This window comes from Ruegeria sp. AF2, assembly GCF_056542025.1.
In genome coordinates, this window is the sequence record NZ_JBQFZC010000005.1 from 175,770 (window position 1) to 195,296 (window position 19,527).

At 56.5% G+C, this 19,527-nt stretch carries 21 protein-coding genes, 1 tRNA gene and 1 pseudogene; 17 read left to right on the forward strand and 6 right to left on the reverse strand.

Features of this window, described 5'->3' with window-relative positions:
• The first annotated feature begins 6 nt into the window (after nt 1-6).
• From ACR0NM_RS16545 to ACR0NM_RS16565, 5 genes and pseudogenes are all read left to right on the forward strand, one after another.
• Entirely contained in the window at nt 7-408 is a 402-nt protein-coding gene (locus ACR0NM_RS16545; RefSeq protein WP_170401966.1) for a DUF2160 domain-containing protein, read from the forward strand.
• 66 nt (nt 409-474) lie between these two features.
• The gene (locus ACR0NM_RS16550; RefSeq protein ID WP_170567382.1) at nt 475-870 is read left to right on the forward strand and encodes a BlaI/MecI/CopY family transcriptional regulator; all 396 of its coding nucleotides are present in this window, start codon (nt 475-477) and stop codon (nt 868-870) included.
• Complete coding sequence (locus ACR0NM_RS16555; RefSeq protein ID WP_480615751.1) at nt 857-1,954, forward strand: M56 family metallopeptidase; 1,098 nt, start codon at nt 857-859, stop codon at nt 1,952-1,954. The genes ACR0NM_RS16550 and ACR0NM_RS16555 overlap by 14 nt, the downstream gene beginning before the upstream one ends.
• A 148-nt stretch (nt 1,955-2,102) precedes the next feature.
• Nucleotides 2,103-2,483 carry a transposase gene (locus tag ACR0NM_RS16560; protein ID WP_480615753.1) on the forward strand — a complete coding sequence of 127 codons (381 nt, stop codon included), beginning with the start codon at nt 2,103-2,105 and terminating at the stop codon, nt 2,481-2,483.
• A gap of 478 nt (nt 2,484-2,961) precedes the next feature.
• A pseudogene (locus ACR0NM_RS16565) lies at nt 2,962-3,096 on the forward strand (IS3 family transposase); the annotation flags it as partial.
• 539 nt (nt 3,097-3,635) lie between these two features.
• On the opposite strand, the gene ACR0NM_RS16570 reads toward ACR0NM_RS16565, so the two are convergent.
• The 4 genes from ACR0NM_RS16570 to ACR0NM_RS16585 all read right to left on the reverse strand — a co-directional run bounded on the left by ACR0NM_RS16570 (nt 3,636) and on the right by ACR0NM_RS16585 (nt 7,358).
• Nucleotides 3,636-3,712, reverse strand: a tRNA-Arg gene (locus tag ACR0NM_RS16570).
• A gap of 64 nt (nt 3,713-3,776) precedes the next feature.
• Nucleotides 3,777-5,159, reverse strand: a complete 1,383-nt coding sequence (locus ACR0NM_RS16575; protein ID WP_480615755.1) for a sensor histidine kinase — start codon at nt 5,157-5,159, stop codon at nt 3,777-3,779.
• 18 nt (nt 5,160-5,177) lie between these two features.
• Nucleotides 5,178-6,596, reverse strand: a complete 1,419-nt coding sequence (locus ACR0NM_RS16580; RefSeq protein WP_480615757.1) for a dihydrolipoyl dehydrogenase family protein — start codon at nt 6,594-6,596, stop codon at nt 5,178-5,180.
• A 3-nt stretch (nt 6,597-6,599) separates the two neighbouring features.
• Nucleotides 6,600-7,358, reverse strand: a complete 759-nt coding sequence (locus ACR0NM_RS16585; RefSeq protein WP_480503723.1) for a TVP38/TMEM64 family protein — start codon at nt 7,356-7,358, stop codon at nt 6,600-6,602.
• Nucleotides 7,359-7,626: 268 nt separating this feature from the next.
• On the opposite strand from ACR0NM_RS16585, the gene rpmH reads away from it, so the two are divergent.
• The 12 genes from rpmH (at nt 7,627) to ACR0NM_RS16645 (ending at nt 17,319) form a co-directional block, all read left to right on the forward strand.
• Nucleotides 7,627-7,761: a 50S ribosomal protein L34 gene (gene rpmH, locus ACR0NM_RS16590; protein WP_005980833.1), complete on the forward strand. Its 135-nt coding sequence runs from the start codon at nt 7,627-7,629 to the stop codon at nt 7,759-7,761.
• Between the two features lie 26 nt (nt 7,762-7,787).
• Nucleotides 7,788-8,213, forward strand: a complete 426-nt coding sequence (gene rnpA / locus ACR0NM_RS16595) for a ribonuclease P protein component (RefSeq protein ID WP_170392869.1) — start codon at nt 7,788-7,790, stop codon at nt 8,211-8,213.
• Nucleotides 8,210-8,443, forward strand: coding sequence for a membrane protein insertion efficiency factor YidD (gene yidD, locus ACR0NM_RS16600; protein ID WP_170508727.1), 234 nt, complete (start codon nt 8,210-8,212; stop codon nt 8,441-8,443). Before rnpA ends, yidD begins: the two co-directional genes overlap by 4 nt.
• A 38-nt stretch (nt 8,444-8,481) precedes the next feature.
• Nucleotides 8,482-9,366 (forward strand): tRNA 2-thiocytidine(32) synthetase TtcA, encoded by an 885-nt coding sequence (gene ttcA / locus ACR0NM_RS16605; RefSeq protein ID WP_480615759.1) that lies wholly within the window; start codon nt 8,482-8,484, stop codon nt 9,364-9,366.
• 70 nt (nt 9,367-9,436) lie between these two features.
• Nucleotides 9,437-10,978: a putative bifunctional diguanylate cyclase/phosphodiesterase gene (locus ACR0NM_RS16610; RefSeq protein ID WP_480615761.1), complete on the forward strand. Its 1,542-nt coding sequence runs from the start codon at nt 9,437-9,439 to the stop codon at nt 10,976-10,978.
• Nucleotides 10,979-11,104: 126 nt separating this feature from the next.
• Nucleotides 11,105-12,928, forward strand: a complete 1,824-nt coding sequence (yidC, locus tag ACR0NM_RS16615) for a membrane protein insertase YidC (protein ID WP_480615763.1) — start codon at nt 11,105-11,107, stop codon at nt 12,926-12,928.
• Nucleotides 12,925-13,662, forward strand: a complete 738-nt coding sequence (locus ACR0NM_RS16620; RefSeq protein WP_170649112.1) for an MOSC domain-containing protein — start codon at nt 12,925-12,927, stop codon at nt 13,660-13,662. Before yidC ends, ACR0NM_RS16620 begins: the two co-directional genes overlap by 4 nt.
• The gene (gene yihA / locus ACR0NM_RS16625) at nt 13,659-14,312 is read left to right on the forward strand and encodes a ribosome biogenesis GTP-binding protein YihA/YsxC (RefSeq protein ID WP_170392875.1); all 654 of its coding nucleotides are present in this window, start codon (nt 13,659-13,661) and stop codon (nt 14,310-14,312) included. The genes ACR0NM_RS16620 and yihA overlap by 4 nt, the downstream gene beginning before the upstream one ends.
• Nucleotides 14,313-14,459: 147 nt before the next feature.
• A complete protein-coding gene (argB, locus tag ACR0NM_RS16630) occupies nt 14,460-15,323 on the forward strand; it encodes an acetylglutamate kinase (RefSeq protein WP_170392876.1) in 864 nt (287 codons plus the stop codon).
• Between the two features lie 57 nt (nt 15,324-15,380).
• Nucleotides 15,381-16,172 carry a sterol desaturase family protein gene (locus ACR0NM_RS16635; RefSeq protein ID WP_170508739.1) on the forward strand — a complete coding sequence of 264 codons (792 nt, stop codon included), beginning with the start codon at nt 15,381-15,383 and terminating at the stop codon, nt 16,170-16,172.
• A complete protein-coding gene (locus ACR0NM_RS16640) occupies nt 16,172-16,825 on the forward strand; it encodes a ferredoxin (RefSeq protein ID WP_480615800.1) in 654 nt (217 codons plus the stop codon). Before ACR0NM_RS16635 ends, ACR0NM_RS16640 begins: the two co-directional genes overlap by 1 nt.
• On the forward strand, nt 16,822-17,319 hold the full coding sequence (locus ACR0NM_RS16645; RefSeq protein WP_480615765.1) for a SixA phosphatase family protein: 498 nt from the start codon (nt 16,822-16,824) through the stop codon (nt 17,317-17,319). Before ACR0NM_RS16640 ends, ACR0NM_RS16645 begins: the two co-directional genes overlap by 4 nt.
• 47 nt (nt 17,320-17,366) lie before the next feature.
• Here the strand turns inward: ACR0NM_RS16645 and ACR0NM_RS16650 are convergent, their stop codons facing one another.
• Entirely contained in the window at nt 17,367-18,158 is a 792-nt protein-coding gene (locus tag ACR0NM_RS16650) for an amino acid ABC transporter ATP-binding protein (RefSeq protein WP_304621965.1), read from the reverse strand.
• 12 nt (nt 18,159-18,170) lie between these two features.
• Nucleotides 18,171-19,526: an amino acid ABC transporter permease gene (locus ACR0NM_RS16655; RefSeq protein WP_480615767.1), complete on the reverse strand. Its 1,356-nt coding sequence runs from the start codon at nt 19,524-19,526 to the stop codon at nt 18,171-18,173.
• Between the last annotated feature and the right edge of the window lies 1 nt (nt 19,527).

The following is a 19,527-nucleotide window of genomic DNA, read 5'->3' on the forward strand; positions in this document are numbered from 1 at the left end:
TTCGATATGCGTAGACTTCTTCTCACCCTCCCCTTCCTGCCTTCGATGGCATTCGCCCAGCAAGCCGGATGGGGCAATGTTGGCCAGCAAGAGGAAAAGGGATTCTCTTGGACCGCCCCTCTTTGGCCTGATTTCTGGATGGCCTGGACCCCGGCGACGTTGGCGGTATTCGTGGGTATCTTCGCGGCCATCGCGCTAATTGGACTATTGGAAGGGTTCAAGTTCCGCGACGGCCTTGAACGTCGCGGTGTACTTGGTCTGACAACCACGTTGGGCGATCGGTTGTTCATAACACTGCTCGGCTCGACCTATATCTTCCTGGCCTGGCTTGGGCTGGTAGGCCAACCTGTATGGACGCCTCTTTTCCTGTCCATCGGTTGGGGCGTCTTCGTCTTCTGGAAAGTTTAAGCTTTGAGAAACAGCGAAAGGATGCTTGTCTGTCAGGCATACTAAGAAATGGCGACTCCGAGATCGATGCGAAAAAAAAAGACAACAAATCTACTGACCGAAGTGGAGCTTGAGTTTATGAATGAGCTCTGGGCGCTGGGTCAGGGTTCGGTCCGTGATGTCCTTGATCGCCTGCCTTCTGATCGTAATTTGGCCTATACATCCGGCGCGACTATTCTGCGTATCCTTGATGAAAAAGGGTTCGTCGAAAGCGAGAAGAACGGCAAGTCGCTGATCTACAGACCCCTGCTGGAAAAGGACAGGTACCAGTCGCGGTCGCTGCAGAATCTTTCTCGGACCCTGTTTGACGACACACCCGCAACGCTGGTTGCAAGGCTGGTCGACGATGAGGGGCTGACAGAAGATGATTTGGAGGAAATTCGAGCACTGGTAGAGAGGAGACTGCAAAATGACAGCGGTTAAACCGGTTCTCGATACGTTTCTTGATCTGAATGTCGTGCTTGGATTGTCGGCCTTTATCTGGTTGGCAGTGCGCGCGGCGCTGGATAGGACATCGATGCGATATGGATTTGTGGCTCAGCTTCGCTTGCTCAAGGCACTTTGTATCTGCGTTCTTGTCAGCCCCATTTTGGCTACAGGGGTCTCGAGCCTTGCAGGACTGGTCTGGCCGGGGCAACCTGTTGCACTGGGGGATATTGCCGTGGCCGCTTTTCTGCGCGGCGACATTGCCATGCCAGCAGCACAGTTTGAAACCCTACTGAACACGCGCGAGCGGTGGCTGGACCACGTACTGGCAGGCGCAAGCATGGCCGCAAACTGCGCCTTGATCGCATTTGCTCTTATTGCAGCGGTGCTGACAGTTCGTGTGATGCGCGATGCATGGGCCATCCGCAGCGCGATCACGACCAGTTTTCTGTGGCGGCAATCCGCCAAGGTGGACATTCGCCTGTCGGATCGGATTACCGTACCGTTCGCTGTGCGTGGCCTTCGCCGCCGGCACGTCGTGCTGCCCAGTCATCTGTTGAACACACCAAATGAGTTGCGATTTGCCCTGGCGCACGAGTTTCAGCACATCCGCGCCAATGACGTGGAATGGGAGCTTGGGTTCGAGCTTTTGCGACCTTTGCTGTTCTGGAACCCGGCCTATCTGGTGCTCAAACACCAATTCGACCGGCTACGCGAATTGGCCTGTGACCAATCCGTCGTGTCTCGTAAGGGCATAGATTCAAAGGAGTATACGACCTGTTTGCTGGAATTCTGCGCGCGATCGATTACGTTGAACAATCCACGTGTTCTTAATGTGGCACTGGTTTACGGAACAAAGGCAAAGCACGTACTGCGGCAGCGCGTGTTAGCGTTGACCGAAGCGCCGATGGCAGACACCCGACTGCCTGCCGTATTTCTTGGACTGATACTTTCATTTGCATTAGTTCTCGCCATCGGATCAGCATCAGTTCGCCAAACACAGGACTGGAGCCACGATCGGCTGATGCTGTCTACAGTCATCAATCTGGAACGGCTGGAGGCTCGCAATCGAGGGAACTGACGGTGTTAATAATGTGCCGTCTCGGATCAGGCATGCAGACGTGTCTGACGTCGGCGCCAATGGATTAGTTTAGGTTGATTTGATAAGGGAGATGCGGTCATCGGGCCGGTTCATCATAATTGTGGTAGTGATTTGAAGCTCAAAGGAGATGACCAAGACTTATTTCGTGGGTCTTGATGTTTCAGTCAAGAGCGCGGCAATTTGCGTGATCGCAGGTAACCCGGTCCTGGTGGCGGCAATCTTCCCGCTCCCGTCAGCGCGTGATGCGATGGCAGAAGAATTTGCTGAATTGGACAAGCAGGTTCGAGATCAGTCTCGCAAAGATAATGTCTGTCGTCGCCTTATGACAACTCCCGGTGTCGGCGCCATAGTTGCAATGAGCTTCCGTGTTGCCATTGAGGGACCCAAACGTTTCCGTTCATCTAAGTCGGTGGAAGCCTGCTTTGGCATGACGCCATGGCGAAACCAATCCAGACAAACGGATCGAGTCACATCAAATACCAAGGCCGGCGATGCCAGTGTGGGATAGACGCTTTACGAAGCAGCGCATGTGATGCTTGTGAGAACCACCTGATGGACTCCGTTGAAGGCATGGCCGATGCGTGTTGCCGCCCGATGTGGTGCAAAGCGCGCCAAAATTGCCCTCGCGAGGAAACTGGCAGTCATCATGCATCGGATGTGGATAGACGGCACGGAATTCAGAACCGTCTTAAAGACAACGAGTACCAACTCTTCCGCGAGGAAGGCGCCCCTGAAAGGACGCAGCGCGGGAAATGCCGACAAAAACCCTGATAAAAATATATGCCGCAAGGGAAATAGGCTTTCCCCGTCAGAGCCAACCGCATCATTTGAGTGCACTACGCAGATCACGGACAGAAGCAAGCACTTTCGGGCGCAATATCCTTGCAATACCGGGCCCGATTACAGAAGGGTTTCGGACTCACCATAACCGCCAAGGAGTAGCGAGGAGAAAGAAACCCGGAACCAAGCATAGCCACGGTGAGAAGGTGGTAAAGGACACTCGCGGTGTGACCCGATAGAAATTTTCGGCAGAAGAGCAAATCAGGATCGTGCTGGACGGCCTGAATGGTGAGGACAGCATTGCGGAGCTGCACCGCTGTGAAGGCACTGCCCAGAGCCTAGTCAGGTTTTTCAAGCGCAGCGAAAGTCTGCTGTGTTGCCCCAATTATTTTTTGAAGTTTGACAGACGGGTTCAATAGCAAACAGCAGCAAGCCCTCTTTCCCATCACCGTCCTTTCGTGGGCCAGCGGGATTTGGACAAGCCAATCTCCCCTAGCCGTCAGGGTGAGGGCCCGGCCCTCCCCCTCGGGCAACCCTTTTAGACAGGGCCGTGTCCTCGGCTGCGTCTGCGGGCCGCACCACCCCTGTCGAATAGCATTGCCTCGCCCCCTCCCGCGTTCGCCACGTGGCAGATTGGCAGGAACAGGCAGCTTCGCTGTCTGACCTACAAATCAGCTCTGATTTTCCGAAAGAGAAGTCAGAACAAACCAAACTATCTGCAGGAGTATGAAATGGCAGCGGCGTGTTAGCTGATGACGCAAAGGTCGAATTCAACTGATGTCCAACATTGGGGTCGCCTTCTGATGTCAAACGTTCACTGCTTTTCTGGTCCAACTATGACGGTTGGGTCAGGTTCATGTGACGTTCAACAGGAAACCAGTGGCGGACCGAGGAGGATTCGAACCCCCGACCCCTTGATTCGTAGTCAAGTACTCTATCCAGCTGAGCTATCGGTCCGCGTTGGTGAGGCGGTATTTAGACCTGAGGCCGAGGGCGCGCAAGTCGATTCTTCAAAAAAACTTCAAAAAGTCATATCGCCGCGTGGAAGCCTTATTTCAAAGGTGGTTCCATCAGGCCCTGTGTCTTTCAGAAACAGGTCTCCGCCGTGACCCCGCACCAATTCTTGCGAAATCGCAAGCCCAAGTCCCGAGCCGCCTTTGCGAACACCACCCTGAAATGGTGTAAACAGATTCTCTCGGGCCTTAGGGGGCAGGCCTGGACCCGTATCGCTGATTTCGATGCACCAGTCGGCTTCAAGCTCAGATGCAGACACCGTTACGCGCCCCGCCTTACCCGAGACCAGAAGTGCTTGCCGGGCATTGCGCACAAGATTCATGACAACCCTGAAAATCTGTTCCGGGTCGGCACGGATAACAAGATCTTCGGGTACGTCGTTCACAATCTCAACGCAGGCATCGGCAATGGCGAGTTGCTCGCTGGCGACAACATCTGCGGTAACGTCCCGCAAGCGCACCATGGTCAGGGTTGGGGCTGGTTCTTCGGCGCGTCCGAACGCCAAGGTGCTTTCGCACAAAGAAACCGCCCGCGTGATCGAATTGACAAGTTTGGGTGCCATTCGCGCCACCAGGGGGTCATTGCTTGCTTCAATTCGATCGGTAAACAGCTGAGCAGAGGTCAGAATGTTGCGCAGATCGTGGCTGACCTTGGCCACCGCCCCGCCCAACTGGGCCAGACGTTCACGTTGTTTCAGGGCCTGGGTCAGATCGGTTTGAAGCATCTGCAGGGCCTCTTCGGCCTCGCGCAGTTCGGTCACCTTTGAATTGGGGGAGATGATGCCGCGCGCATCCTCAGGTGCGCTGGCATAGCGCTGCATGTAGCCAACAACGCTTTTGATCGGACGCACCAGTACCACGCGCACAGCCAGAAACAGGAACGAGGCCGTCATGATTGAGATCACAAAGGACAGCCCAAGGATGCGGAGCCCATAATCCGTCATGGCCATGCGCAAGGGCTCACTGTCCATTGTCACCTCGATCAACAGTCCTGCGTCTTTGACCGGCGCGCCAATCACACGAATGACCTCGTTTTCGGGGGTAAACAGCCTCGAGACAGCATCACGGATTAGCACCCAAGCGCTGGCATTACGCAAATCAAAGGTCTTGGTGATCTGGGTCGGGATCGGCGAAGACAGCATGAGCTGACGCACCTCGTCGCGGCGCAATACGACGTTATAGACCCCCGCATTTGACAGCAATTCCGCTTCAAGCTCATCAGCCAGCATATCGTCGGCCAACAAAGCAAGCGAGGCGATCTGGGCGCGTTCCAGCCGGTTCAGCAGAAAATCTTCACGGAAACGCGCGATCGATGGCACAAAGATCAGTACTTCGGCCAACATGACGAAGACCGTCGTCAGGATCAGAAATCGGCCCGACAGCGAGTTCACTTTGCGCTCCTCCTTGGGTCAGGGAATCCAGCGCTGGACGAACCTGACCACTCGTTTAACCATTTGATTCTCAAACAGCCTTGGAGAGAAATAGGCTCCTGCCACACGTTTGTTAAGCTCTCCGACCGTTGGGTAAGGCGAAACCATCGCTGCGATCTGACCCATCTTGAGATTATTGGCCAGCGCCAGCGACCACAAGTTGATCAATTCTCCGGCCTGATATCCGACGATTGTCGCGCCCACAGGTCGGCCCTTTACGACCATCACCTTGATGAACCCCTTGGTCTTGCGCTCGGAAACTGCGCGGTCATTGTGGTGATAGTCGAACCGGGCAACCTCCACCGCGTCGCCATGCTGTTCACGGACTTGTGCCTCGGTCAGGCCGACCTGTGCCAGTTCGGGATCTGTATAGGTGGCCCATGGGATATGAGCGGTCTTCGCTTTCGACGGAAGCCCAAATAAGGCAGAGCGGATGATGATCCCCGCATGATATCCGGCGACATGGGTAAATTGCAGCCCACCTGCAACATCACCAATGGCATAGACCTTGCGATTGCTCGTGCGTAAAGAGTCGTCCACCTTGATGCCTGCCCGCGTGCTGTCGATCCCGGCAGCGCCGAGGTTCAGACGGTCGATATTGGCCTTGCGTCCGACGGCCAGCAACAGATGAGAGCCCGCGTAGACCTCATCATTCTCAGTGACCACCTCAATGGTGCCTGCATTTTCTCGGATCTGGGACACCATGGCGTTTTCATGGATTTCGACACCTTCAGTCCGAAGACTATCCAGCACGACGGCTGCAGCTTCAGGGTCGTCTTTGCCCAGCGCACTAAGGCCCTCGATCACGGTCACTTTGCAGCCCAGCCGGATATGCGCCTGCGCCATTTCCATGCCGATGGGACCTCCGCCGATGATCAGCAGGTGCTCGGGCTTATCGCGCAGGTCGAATATGGTCTCGTTGGTGTAATACGGCACTTGATCCAGCCCGGGCAGCGGCGGCACCAAGGGCGATGAACCTGTGGCCACCACGACGCGTCGGGCGGTGATCAGGTGATCTCCGGCCTGTACCTGCGTGGGTGAGATGAATCGGCCGTACTCCCGGATTACCTTGACGCCAAAGCCTTCAAAACGCTCCTGACTGTCCATGGGTTCGATCTGGGCGATAACACTCTGCACATGATCCTTGGCAGCTGCGTAATCCACTTGTGGCATCGCATCCGCGACGCCAAAAGCCGACGCGTGGGCCTGAGCATATGCAGCCTTGCCGCTGGCGATCAGAGCTTTGGATGGGACACAGCCGAAGTTCAGGCAATCCCCACCCATCTTGTGGCCTTCCAGCAGGATGACATCCGCACCCATCTGGCTGGCCCCGGCGGCTACAGACAACCCGCCTGACCCGGCCCCGATCACCAGGATATCGGTTTTCAACTCTTGCATGGATCAGGAGCCCTTTCGACCACGGAGGGATTTGATGACAATCGGCAGCGCTGCCAGCGCGCACAAGCCAATAATTGGCCCGATCACGAAGGGTTCCCATAACAGCGAGACATCCGGGGTTTCGCCGCGATCAAAGACACCACCCAGCCCAACACCGATCCAGGTATAGACAATCCCACCAGGGATGATGCCCAGCGCCGTCGTAATCAGGAAGTTTCGGAACTTTACCCCAACCAATGCGGGCACCAGATTGGCAACGAAGAAGGGCACCACAGGTACAAGACGCAGCAGGAACAAAACCGAGATTTCATTCTCACGCAGCCCGTCCTTCAGTTTCTTGACCGTCCCTTCCGAGGCTTCAAGCTTGGCGGTCAGAGATTCACCCAAACCCCAGCGTGCGGCCAGAAAGATCGTCGAAGCGCCTATGGTTGCGGCAAAAACATTAAAAGCCGTTCCTGCAAGCAACCCGAACAGGAACCCACCGGTCATCGAAGCGACCGCAGCACCGGGTAACGAGAAGGCAACAATAATGATGTAAATCCCTACGAAAGCTGCCGCCATCGCCCAGTAGTTTGAATCGCGCCAGGCCAGCAGAGCCTCGCGATTGTCACGCAGGGTTTCAAAGGTCAGATAGTCGCCCAGCGCAAAGAACCCCACGGCGGCAACGGCAAGAATCACCGCCAATGGGATATGACGCGCCAGCCCGTTGCGCGGGATCTTGGTGGTTTCGTTCATCTGGGTAGCAGGTTCTTGTTCATTCATCTTGCCCACAACATGCGCCGCCCGCGCGCGCTGCAACAGAGGCCTCACGGGGCCTTGATGTTTATGGCACTTAATGTGAGGGATACGCGCTCTGAACCCGGTTTTTGAAATCTTTTGCCCGGGCAGATTACAGATTTGTTGCAAAACGCACCAAAACCCCCACCTAGGGGTTTGACTTACCCCCCGCTACCCAGTAGAGGACGGGCTTCGAACACTAGGGCTAGGCGAATCCGCGCCGCACCCACCGCTATAGATTGGAGACGGAGCGATGAAACGCACCTATCAGCCTTCGAACCTGGTTCGCAAACGCCGCCACGGTTTCCGCGCGCGCATGGCCACCAAAGCCGGCCGCAAAATCCTGAACGCACGTCGCGCACGCGGCCGTAAGTCGCTGAGCGCATAAACCGCTCGACCTTTCAGGTTATGAACATGACGCCGCCGGAGGCCCCTGAGGATGGTAACAACCAGCCGAGGGTGATGCCCCCGGCGGCGTCCGTTTGCGCATCTGAATCATTGACCGTACTGCAGAATCGCTCGGACTTTCTGAAAGCCGCGCGGGCCAAACGGCAAGGCACTGCATCGATGATGGTGCAGGCGCGTAAACGTGGCGCTGATGAGGCTGCGGGCATTCGCATCGGGTTCACCTGCTCAAAGAAGGTCGGCAATGCCGTCGCCCGCAACCGCGCCAAACGCCGCCTGCGTGAAGCCGCGCGGGCCGTATTACCTATTCATGGGCATGCGGGCTGGGACTACGTGTTGATCGGCCGCGCCGAGGTTACCGCTGCACGGCCCTTTGATGCGCTGAAAGACGATTTGCGCTATGCGCTGCGCAAAATACACGGGGGTGGCAAATGACCCTCTTTGCCCATCTCCTCGCCCTGCCCGTCCGGGCCTACCGGTTGATCTTCAGCCCCTGGGTTGGATTTAACTGCCGCTATCAGCCGACTTGTTCCGCCTATGCACTGGAAGCGCTTGATAAACACGGCGCCATCAAGGGCGCATGGCTGGCGGCGCGCCGGATCGGGCGCTGCCATCCGTGGGGTGGCGATGGCTATGACCCTGTGCCCGACGACGAACGACCCTGACCCTTGCCCGGTTCACCCAACTGCGATAGGCCCCGCCCATGTTTGATGAAGCCGACGATATCCATCCGCTTTTTGCCGGTGCGCCTTCAACCACCGAGTTCAAGAAGCTGCGCAAGCGCATCGTGCGCCAGACGCGCGAGGCCATTGAGCAGTACGGCATGGTGGACCGCACCGCCGAAGGTGAAACACCCCGCTGGTTGGTCTGCCTATCGGGCGGCAAGGACAGCTATACCCTTCTGGCGGTGCTCTACGAACTGAAATGGCGCGGTCTGCTGCCCGTGGATCTTCTGGCCTGCAATCTGGATCAGGGGCAACCGGGGTTCCCGGCAACAGTCCTGCCAGAATTCCTAGACCGTATGGGGGTGCCACATCGGATTGAGTATCAGGACACCTATTCCGTTGTGATGGACAAAGTTCCGCAGGGCCGCACCTATTGTGCGCTGTGTTCACGCCTGCGTCGGGGCAACCTCTATCGTATCGCGCGCGAGGAAGGTTGTTCCGCAGTTGTGCTTGGCCATCACCGCGATGACATCCTTGAAACCTTTTTCATGAACCTGTTCCATGGCGGTCGTCTTGCAACCATGCCACCAAAACTGGTGAATGAAGAAGGTGATCTGTTCGTCTATCGCCCGCTGGCCCATGTGGCCGAGGCGGATTGCGAGAAATTCGCCAAGGCGATGAACTATCCCATCATACCCTGCGATCTGTGTGGCAGTCAGGACGGGCTGCAGCGTCAGCAGGTCAAGCAGATCCTCGATCAGTGGGAAAAGAACAGCCCCGGTCGGCGGCAAGTGATGTTTCGGGCATTGACCAATGCGCGGCCTTCGCATCTTCTGGACCCAAAACTGTTTGATTTCGCAAATCTTTCGATCGATCCGATTCAAAAAGACGAAAATTCAGACGATATTCCCCAGTTACGTTAACGCCTGACTCAGATTGACTTCCTACGGTTGGCTTGCGCGATCCTAGCCCAAGCTGAAGGCCGTAAAACCTATGCGGAAATTCCTCTTTGTCGACCGTTGTTCCGAAACGCTGCGGATATTTCTCACCGGACCGCAGGTTCTGGCATTTATTCCCGCGGCATGTTTAGCCGCCTTCTGGTTGGGCGGTGAACGTGCGCTTGTTACCACGGCTTTGGGTTTGCCCCTTGCTTTTGCCGTCATCGGAAATTGGGGAAGCCGTTCTTATACAGCCCGCAGTTCAGGTATGCGCCCCAGCGGCCTGGTTCCATATGACGTATTCCAATCAGAGTTGGAGGCGTTGAGTGAATCGGTCAGCAAATCAGGTGAGAATGCCGCCTGTATCGCAATTGCTTTGGACGGCTATGCCGATCTTCAGGATCTGCACGGTCAGGCTGCCGCCACTCATGTAAAGCAGCAATTCAGTGATCGTATCTTGTCGATCATCCGAAATCAGGACATCTTTTCGCAGATCGATCAGAACCGGTTTCTCATTGGCCTGCATCCCTCCCCACATCTTGATCTGGAAGCCTGCATTCAAATGTCTGGCCGCATCCAAAGCGCAGTCGAAGAGCCGCTTTTGTTGAATGGCACAGGAGTTTACCAATCCTGCTCGATCGGGTTCTGCCTGCATTCAGACCTGCGACAGGTCGAGGCTGATGAGTGGATTGGCGCCGCCACCGCTGCACTGTCCGAGGCGCAAAGAAGCGGTCCCTCCACCATACGCGCCTATTCAACCGCGACCCGTCGGCGATCCCTGGTCCGAGCCAATTTGAGAAAAGAGTTCGAGGCGGCATTGGACAATGGAGAGTTTCGGCCCTGGTTTCAGCCTCAGGTTTCAACGGATAATGGGAACATCACAGGGTTCGAGGCTTTGGCAAGGTGGGAGCATCCAATAAAAGGTGTTCTCAGCCCGCAGGTATTCCTGCCCTTCGCCGAGCAAGCCGAACTGATGGAGCGGCTAGGCCAAATCATGCGTCACCATGCTTTTAAAGCGATGCAAGCTTGGGATCGTGCAGCATGCGTTGTGCCCCGGATCGGTATCAATTTCTCATCCGATGAGTTGCGCAATCCGGGTCTGATCGACCGCCTGAAATGGGAGTTGGATCAGTTTGATCTGACACCGGATCGGCTGGCGGTTGAGATTCTGGAAACCGTGTTCTCGCGCAGGCCGGATGACGTGATCACGCGGAATGTAACCGGCATGGCTGCGCTTGGATGCTGTATCGACCTGGATGACTTTGGCACCGGACATGCTTCAATCGCCTCTATCAAGCGGTTTGACGTCTCGCGGATTAAAATTGATCGGACGTTTGTCACCAAATCCGATCAGGATCCCAGCCAGCAGCAACTGGTCAGCGCCATTCTGACCATGGCTGAACGCCTGAACCTCGAGACGCTCGCCGAAGGCGTGGAAACGCCCGGCGAGCACGCGTTGATGGCGCAATTGGGCAGTAACCACGTTCAGGGGTTCGGAATTGCAAAGCCAATGCCATTTGAGCAGACCCTGGATTGGATCGCGGCGCATCGTGCCAAGATCAGGGGTGCATCCAAGATCGGTCGCAAAATGGGATGAAATCTGCAATTACGGTGCGCCAAATCCAGCGCCGGAGCGATTTGATGGGCGATTCCGCTTGACCTTTGGGGCTGCACTCTGTTGAACCCACCGGGTGTGTTTCACTGCTCAAGGTGGCTGTCCCCGATGGACGATCAGAACAAAAATCTCATCCTTGCAACCGCGCTCAGCTTTCTGGTGATCCTTGTCTGGTTCGTGCTGTTCCCACCGCCGGAATCAACCACGACGCAGGACGCTGCAGAAATTGCAGCTCTGGAAGGCGACGAGGTGCAAACACCCAGCGCGACCAGCACCGTGGGTGAAGCCACAGCGACCGCCGAGGAAACACTGCCAGAGGAACAAGCCCCTCGCGTCAACATCGACACCCCCCGTCTGAAAGGCAGCCTGTCCCTGTCCGGCGGGCGGATCGATGAGCTGTTTCTGAAAGATTATAAAGTCTCGATCGAAGAAGGCGCGCCTATTGTTGAGCTGCTGTCTCCGGTTGGTTCGGAATCGGCTTATTATGCCCTTTACGGCTGGGCACCGAGTACAGGAGTTGCAGGTGCGGATGTCCCGGGCCCCAACACGCTCTGGACATTGGAAGAGGGTGAGACGCTTGGCGTAGACAACCCCATCACGCTGGCCTGGGACAATGGCAATGGCCTGACTTTCCGCCGCACCATCGCGGTCGATCAGGACTACATGTTCACAGTTACCCAATCGGTTGAAAACGCGACCCAAACCGAGGTGGGCATGGCACCCTATGGCATTCTTGCGCGCCACGGTATTGGTGAAGATGGCGACCTACCGGGCCTGAAAAACTTCTTCATCCTGCATGAGGGTGTGATCGGCATGGCGGACGGCACGCTGTCCGAAGTTGACTATGGTGATGTCCGCGATTTTGACATCGACCCGAACGAACGGGCGCAGGCCGAGGTCTATCAGGTCAAGGAAGATGGCTGGATCGGCTTCACGGATCACTACTGGATGACCACGCTGATCCCAGAGCCGGGCTCGACCTTCAAAGCAGCCGCAAAATATGACTCGCGCCGCAAAATCTATCAAACCGAAACGGTGCTGCCGACGCTGACTGTAGCGCCGGGTGGGACTGCCGAAGTGACCACACGCCTGTTCGCTGGTGCCAAGGAATGGGAAGCCATTCGGGAATACCAGGCGGAAGGCGTACAGAAATTCATCGACAGCATCGACTGGGGCTGGTTCTTCTTCCTGACCAAGCCGATCTTCTGGCTGCTGCACAACATCAATCTGCTGATCGGCAATATGGGCTGGTCGATCATCGGCCTGACCCTGATCATCAAGGCGATTCTGTTCCCGCTGGCTTTCAAATCCTACGTCTCGATGGCCAAGATGAAGGAACTGCAGCCCCAGATGGAAGCCTTGAAAGAGGCCGCAGGGGATGACCGCCAGAAGATGCAGCAAGGCATGATGGAGCTGTACAAGAAGGAAAAGGTTAACCCGGCCGCAGGCTGTTTGCCGATCCTGATGCAGATCCCCATCTTCTTCTCGCTGTACAAGGTGATTTTTGTCACCATCGAACTGCGTCAAGCCCCATGGTTTGGCCCGTTCCAGGACCTCAGCGCTCCGGATCCTACCTCAATCTTCAACTTCTTTGGTTGGCTGCCTTGGGCGGCACCGCAGCCTGAAAGCTTCATGGCGCTGATCTTTATCGGTATCCTGCCACTGCTGCTGGGTATCTCGATGTGGCTGCAGCAGAAACTGAACCCGGCACCGACCGATGCAACACAGGCGATGATCTTTGCCTGGATGCCATGGGTGTTCATGTTCATGCTGGGCGGATTTGCCAGCGGTTTGGTGGTCTACTGGATCGCGAACAACACGATCACATTTACCCAGCAATACCTGATCATGCGGAGCCAGGGCTATACGCCCGATGTATTTGGCAACATCAAATCAGGCTTCAAACGCACGCCAAAGACGGACGACAAATGAGCGGTTCGGTCACCAGCATTTGGCGGCACCCGATCAAAAGTCACGGGCGTGAACGCCTTGATCGCATTACCATGATCCCCGGGCATACCATGCCCGGGGATCGTGTTTGGGCGGTTGCACATGAGGCGTCGAAAGCGGATGGATCGGAATGGGCACCCTGCGCCAATTTCAGCCGAGGCGCGAAGGCCCCTCAGTTGATGGCAATCTCGGCGCAGCTGCAAGGCGACTCGGTCACGCTGAGACATCCCAATCGCCCCGATCTAAGCTTTGAGCCCGACACGCATCAGGATACCTTTCTGGACTGGGTCAAACCGCTGATGCCTGCAGATCGCGCTGCGTCTGCCCGCATTATCCGCGCCGCTAATCGCGGCATGACGGACAGCGATTTTCCTTCGATCAGTTTGTGCAATATGTCGTCGCATCGGGCGGTCGAGCAGAAGCTAGGCAGGGATCTTTCTATCGCTCGCTGGCGCGGAAATATCTGGTTCGATGGCCTGCCGCTGTGGAATGAGTTCGACTGGATTGGCCGCGACATCCGGATCGGCGAGGCCGTTTTTCATGTGCGCGAACGCATCACGCGGTGTTTGGCGACAACCGCCAACCCTGAAACGGGTGAGCGGGATGCCGACACACTGGGTGCGCTGAGCAGCTGGGATCATCAGGATTTTGGCGTTTATGCCGAAGTTCTGGAAGGCGGCACCATTCACACCGGTGACGAGGTTCAGGTTCTATGACCACACTTCCCTTTCCACTAGCTGAAACTCCAGATGAATTCGCAACGGAAACCGGTCGAAAGCTGTTTGCCGGGCCATCCGAATTCGTCAAAGGCGTCGTTGCCATGGATGGCCTGCCTGCCCCCGATCGGCTGGAGGTATGTTTCGCCGGGCGTTCGAATGTCGGTAAATCCAGCTTGATCAACGCGCTAACGGGCACCAAGGGGTTAGCACGTGCCTCGAACACGCCGGGGCGTACACAAGAGATCAACTTTTTCACGCAAGGGCCTGAACTCTATTTGGTCGACCTGCCAGGGTACGGCTATGCGAACGCGCCGGTGAAGGTCGTGGAAAAATGGCAACGTCTGCTGAAACAGTATCTGAGTGGACGTCAGACCCTGCGCCGTGCCTTCGTCCTGATCGACTCGCGCCACGGGGTGAAACCTGTGGACGCCGAGATCATGAAGCTGCTGGATACCAGCGCAGTGACCTTTCAATGCGTTCTGACAAAGGCCGACAAGGTCAAAGCAAAAGACCGGGAAAAGGTGCTGGACCAGGTACGCGCCGCGCTTTCAAAACATCCTGCGGCATTCCCGGAGATCGTGTTGACCTCATCCGAGAAGGGCGACGGCATTCCGACCCTGCGTTCGATCATTGCGCATCTGGAGTGACGCTGTTCAGCAATATACAAGTCATGAGCTAAGGAAGCCGGGTCGCGCCCATCGGGTACGGCCCGTTCAGATTGGCTGTTTCCGCGATCCGGTCTTGGCACCATCCTCCAAACGCCCTAACACAGGGTCCCAGAGGGACAATCAGCCATGAAGACACGAGATATGAACCGGGATTGGATCGCCACCGCCGCCACATTGAACAGCGCCCTGCCCTATCTGCAGCGATACGACGGTGCGATTGTCGTCATCAAGCTAGGTGGCCACGCCATGGGCAGCGACGAAGCCATGGAAAGCTTTGCGCGCGATGTGGTGCTTATGCGTCAGGTTGGCGTAAACCCGGTCGTCGTGCACGGCGGTGGCCCAATGATCAATGCGATGCTCGACAAACTGGATATCCAGTCCGAGTTTGTGGGTGGTAAACGCGTGACGGACAAAGCCACAGTCGAAGTGGTCGAAATGGTCCTGTCGGGCCTTGTGAACAAGCGGATCGTGCAGGCGATCAATGCGCAGGGTGGCATGGCTGTGGGTCTGTCGGGCAAGGATGCCCATTTGATGATGTGCGAACAGACCGACGCCTCGCTCGGGTTTGTCGGCACACCGTCCGAGATGAACCCCAAAATCCTGCATGACCTGTTTGCGCATGATGTTATCCCTGTGATCGCGCCGCTGGGCGCAGGTCGGAATGGCGAAACCTTCAATGTGAATGGCGACACTGCAGCCGGGGCGATCGCCTCAGCTCTTAAGGCAGACCGCCTGCTGCTGCTGACCGATGTAGCGGGCGTCAAGAACGCAGCGGGCGATGTCGTGACCGAGCTCAAAGCCGGCCAGATTCGTGAGATGACGCGTGAAGGCACTATTGCGGGTGGGATGATTCCAAAAACCGAAACTGCGCTGGACGCGCTGCATAATGGCGTTCGGGCGGTCGTTATTCTGGACGGGCGCGCGCCAAATGCGGTGTTGCTCGAACTGTTTACGGAACACGGTGCCGGATCCTTGATCCGTCCTGATTAACGCCATAGTGATCTTCAACATCTTGCACCGGGCATTAACATGCTCGATTGTGAATGTATGGAGAACGAGCCCCTATTTCGCCTAAGCGTGTTTTTGATCCTGTTTGTTGTGTTTGCGGCGGCAGAGACAATTGCGCCAAAACGCTTACGAACCTGTCCGCGAAAAAATCGGTGGCTAACCAATCTATCAATCACTGTTTTGAACACACTGATGCTCAGGACTATGGCGATTGGGTTGCCCTTATTGGCAGTTGGCGCTGCCATTGATGCCGGGAAAAATGGATTGGGCGTTTTTAATTGGCTCGCCTGGCCAGGGTGGGTTGAGCTTATTCTATGTGTGCTGATTCTGGACTTTGCAATCTGGCTACAGCATCTGATTACCCACAAGGTGCCAATCCTTTGGCGGCTACATCGTGTGCATCACGCCGACCGAGACATGGACGTCACTACTGCAGTCCGCTTTCACCCTGTTGAAATCGCGTTGTCCATGATCCTGAAAATCGGGCTAATCTATCTGCTCGGCGCCAGCGCCCTGGCTGTGATCCTGTTCGAGATCCTTCTTAATGGCACAGCGTTGTTCAATCATTCAAACTTGAAGCTCCCCCTTGCCGTTGACGCTGTGGTACGTAGGATTCTTGTGACACCCGATATGCATCGCGTACATCATTCGGTATTCCGAACAGAGCATGACAGCAATTATGGCTTTGCACTGTCTATCTGGGACCGAATGCTGGGGACTTACATTGCACAACCTCGGGACGGGCACGAACAAATGAGCGTGGGATTGGAATGGCAGGACGATCGACCAACAAAACTGGGCTGGAGCCTGGCTCTGCCCTTCCGCCGTTGATGACCTACGCCAATGTCGAACGAGCAGCCACTCAGGTTGGGCTGATAGTTATGGGTGCACTTCATCCAAGGCCCAGTGAAGCAAAGCAACTTGATGACGGAACCCTAATCCTTCTGGGGGCTGCGGGGGCATTCTGGCCTGCTCTGAAGGCCTCGGCTGAGTGGCAGGATCGCCAACCCGACCCGGTTGATCGCTGGTCCAGACGGGTGATCGGCCAGCTTGCGCAGGACTTGAGGGGCACCGCCTACTATCCGTTCGGCGGCCCACCATACGCACCCTTCATTGACTGGGCACTTAAGTCCGGTCGCACCTTCAGCAGTCCGGTCGGGGCTCTGGTGCACGATACGGTAGGGATGATGATGTCATTCCGTGGTGCGTTGCATTTTGCGGATGAGTTCTCAATTCCATCCGTTTCTCAATCGTCACCCTGCACAGAATGCCCCGCGCCTTGTGCAACAACCTGTCCGGTTGGGGCATTGAACACCCACAGCTTCTATGACGTGGCAGCCTGTCATGATCATCTCGATACCAAAGCGGGACACAGCTGCGTGAACAAAGGCTGCCTCGCCCGGCTCGCCTGCCCTCTCAGCGCCGGCGCAGAGCGCCAGCCAGAGCAATCTGCGTATCACATGAAAGCATTTCACCGATCATGACCCGCACACTGATCCTAATGCGCCATGCCAAGTCCAGTTGGAGCGATCCCTTTGCCGAAGATCACGACCGCCCGTTGAACAATCGAGGACGCAAATCGGCCCCCGCGATTGGGGCGTGGCTGCAAAGCAATAGCTGGCTGCCGGATGACGTTATCTGCTCAAGCGCCAAGCGCACCCGGGAAACGTGGGACAGGCTGGGGCTGAGCACCCCGGAAATCCGCTTTACCCCCGCCTTGTATCTGACAGGCCCCGATGAGATGTTCGCCGAATTGGCCACAGCCACCGGCAATACCGTACTAATGCTGGGGCATAATCCCGGCATCGCTGCATTTGCAAATCGGCTGGTACGCAACCAGCCCGATCATTCGAGATTCTACGACTATCCGACTTGTGCAACGACTGTAATCCGGTTCGATATCCCCGACTGGAATGCGCTCGAATGGCATCAGGGTGAGGTTCTGGGCTTCACGATCCCACGCGAGCTGCTGGAATAGAAAAAGGCGAGGTCGACACCCCGCCTTCTTGGTTTTCTGATCCGAATTTAGTGTCCCAGAATCTGGCTGAGGAACAACTTGGTCCGTTCGCTCTGCGGGTTGTTGAAGAACTCTTCCGGTTCGTTCTGCTCCACAATCTGACCGGCATCCATAAAGATCACGCGGTTGGCGACCTGGCGGGCAAAGCCCATCTCGTGGGTCACACACAGCATGGTCATGCCTTCCTCGGCCAGTTCGATCATGGTGTCGAGCACCTCTTTGATCATCTCAGGGTCCAGCGCCGATGTAGGTTCATCGAACAACATGATCCGCGGCATCATGCACAGCGAGCGGGCAATCGCCACACGCTGCTGCTGACCACCCGATAGCTGACCGGGATACTTGTCGGCCTGCTCAGGGATCTTCACCTTTTCCAGGAAATGCATCGCGCGCTCTTCGGCCTCTTTCTTGGGCGTCTTGCGCACCCAGATCGGGGCCAGCGTGCAGTTTTCCAGAATGGTCAGGTGCGGGAACAGGTTGAAGTGCTGGAACACCATGCCAACCTCGGACCGGATTTTGTCGATGTTTTTCAGGTCATTCGACAGCTCGGTCCCATCCACAATGATCGTGCCCTGCTGGTGTTCCTCCAGCGCGTTCAGGCAGCGGATCAGGGTAGACTTGCCCGACCCCGACGGCCCCGCGATCACGATCCGCTCGCCCTGATTGACGGTCAGATTGATATCGCGCAGCACGTGGAAGGCCCCGTACCACTTGTTCATGTTGGTGATTTCGATGGCGATTTCGTCGCTCACCTGCATTTTGGAGCGGTCGATTTCGCGTTCAATTGCAAGTTCAGACATGTGTTGAACTCCTTAACGGTGGCCAGTCTGAAGCTTGCGCTCCAGGTACATGGAATAACGGGACATGGAGAAGCAAACCACGAAGAACAGAACGCCGATAAAGGCAAACAGTTCCCAGTAGACGCCGTTCCAGGCGGTATCGGCGCGGATGCCGTTGGTCAGGCCAATCACGTCGAACAGACCGATGATCGAGACCAAAGTCGTATCCTTGAAGATACCGATGAACGTGCTCACGATGCCCGGGATCGAGATTTTCAACGCCTGTGGCATGATGATCAGCCGCTGCGCCTGCCAGTAGTTCAGGCCCAGGCTGTCTGCGCCTTCGTACTGACCACGCGGCAGGGCGGCCAGACCACCCCGGATCACCTCGGCCATATAGGCGGCCGAGAACAGGGTCATCATGATCATCACCCGCAGGATGATGTCAAAATTAGTGCCCGGCGGCAGGAACAGGTTCAGCAACAGCGATGCCACAAACAGCAGGGTAATCAGCGGCACGCCCCGAATGAACTCGATAAAGCCCACGCACAGGTATTTGACGATCATCAGATCGGACTGACGACCCAGCGCCAGCACGATACCGATAGGCAGCGAAACACCAATGGCCACAACACCCAACAGGATCGCTAGCATAAAGCCACCAAAGTCGCGGCTTTCCACCGGCGCGATACCGACCGGAATGATTGCATTGATTGCGTCAGCCACGGAACCGGCAGCAAACAGCCACCATAGTATGGGCAGCGCAATCGCAAGGATAATCGCGGCAAGAGATCCGGCAACCGGAAGCGCAAACTTGTACGCGAAATACCCGATGGCAAACCCGGCGGCGACCATGAGCGGCCCCCAGATCGAGCCACCCCACATCAGCCAAGGCAGCAGGAACGGATAAGCCGCCGTTACGATCAACAGCTTACGCGGCACCTTGGTGAACAACACCGGCGCAATAGCAACCAACAACAGGATGAAGGTCAGGTTCGGACGGAAATAGGCCGGCCAGCCGCCAGTTTCGGGCGGGTTAGACCACGTCGCGTCCGGATGGGCCGGATACGGCGGATAGAACCCATAGAGCAGCTGTAGCCACCGGTCCTTGATCACGCCCCAGCAGGCATGACCATGCGTATCGCCCCAGGTCGCCATCATGATCTCACGACATTCCGACAGCGAATTGGCGTTCCAAACGGATTCGAACGTCCAGGACAGGATGTTGGAGAGCACATAGTAGATGAACACCAGCGAGACGATCGTCAGGATGGCGTTCAGCCAGCTTGAAAACAGGTTATGCTTGATCCAGCCAAGTACACCGACCTCGGAGGCGGGTGGTGCCTGTTCCGGCAACATTTCCGTGCGGACAAATGAAACATCACTCATA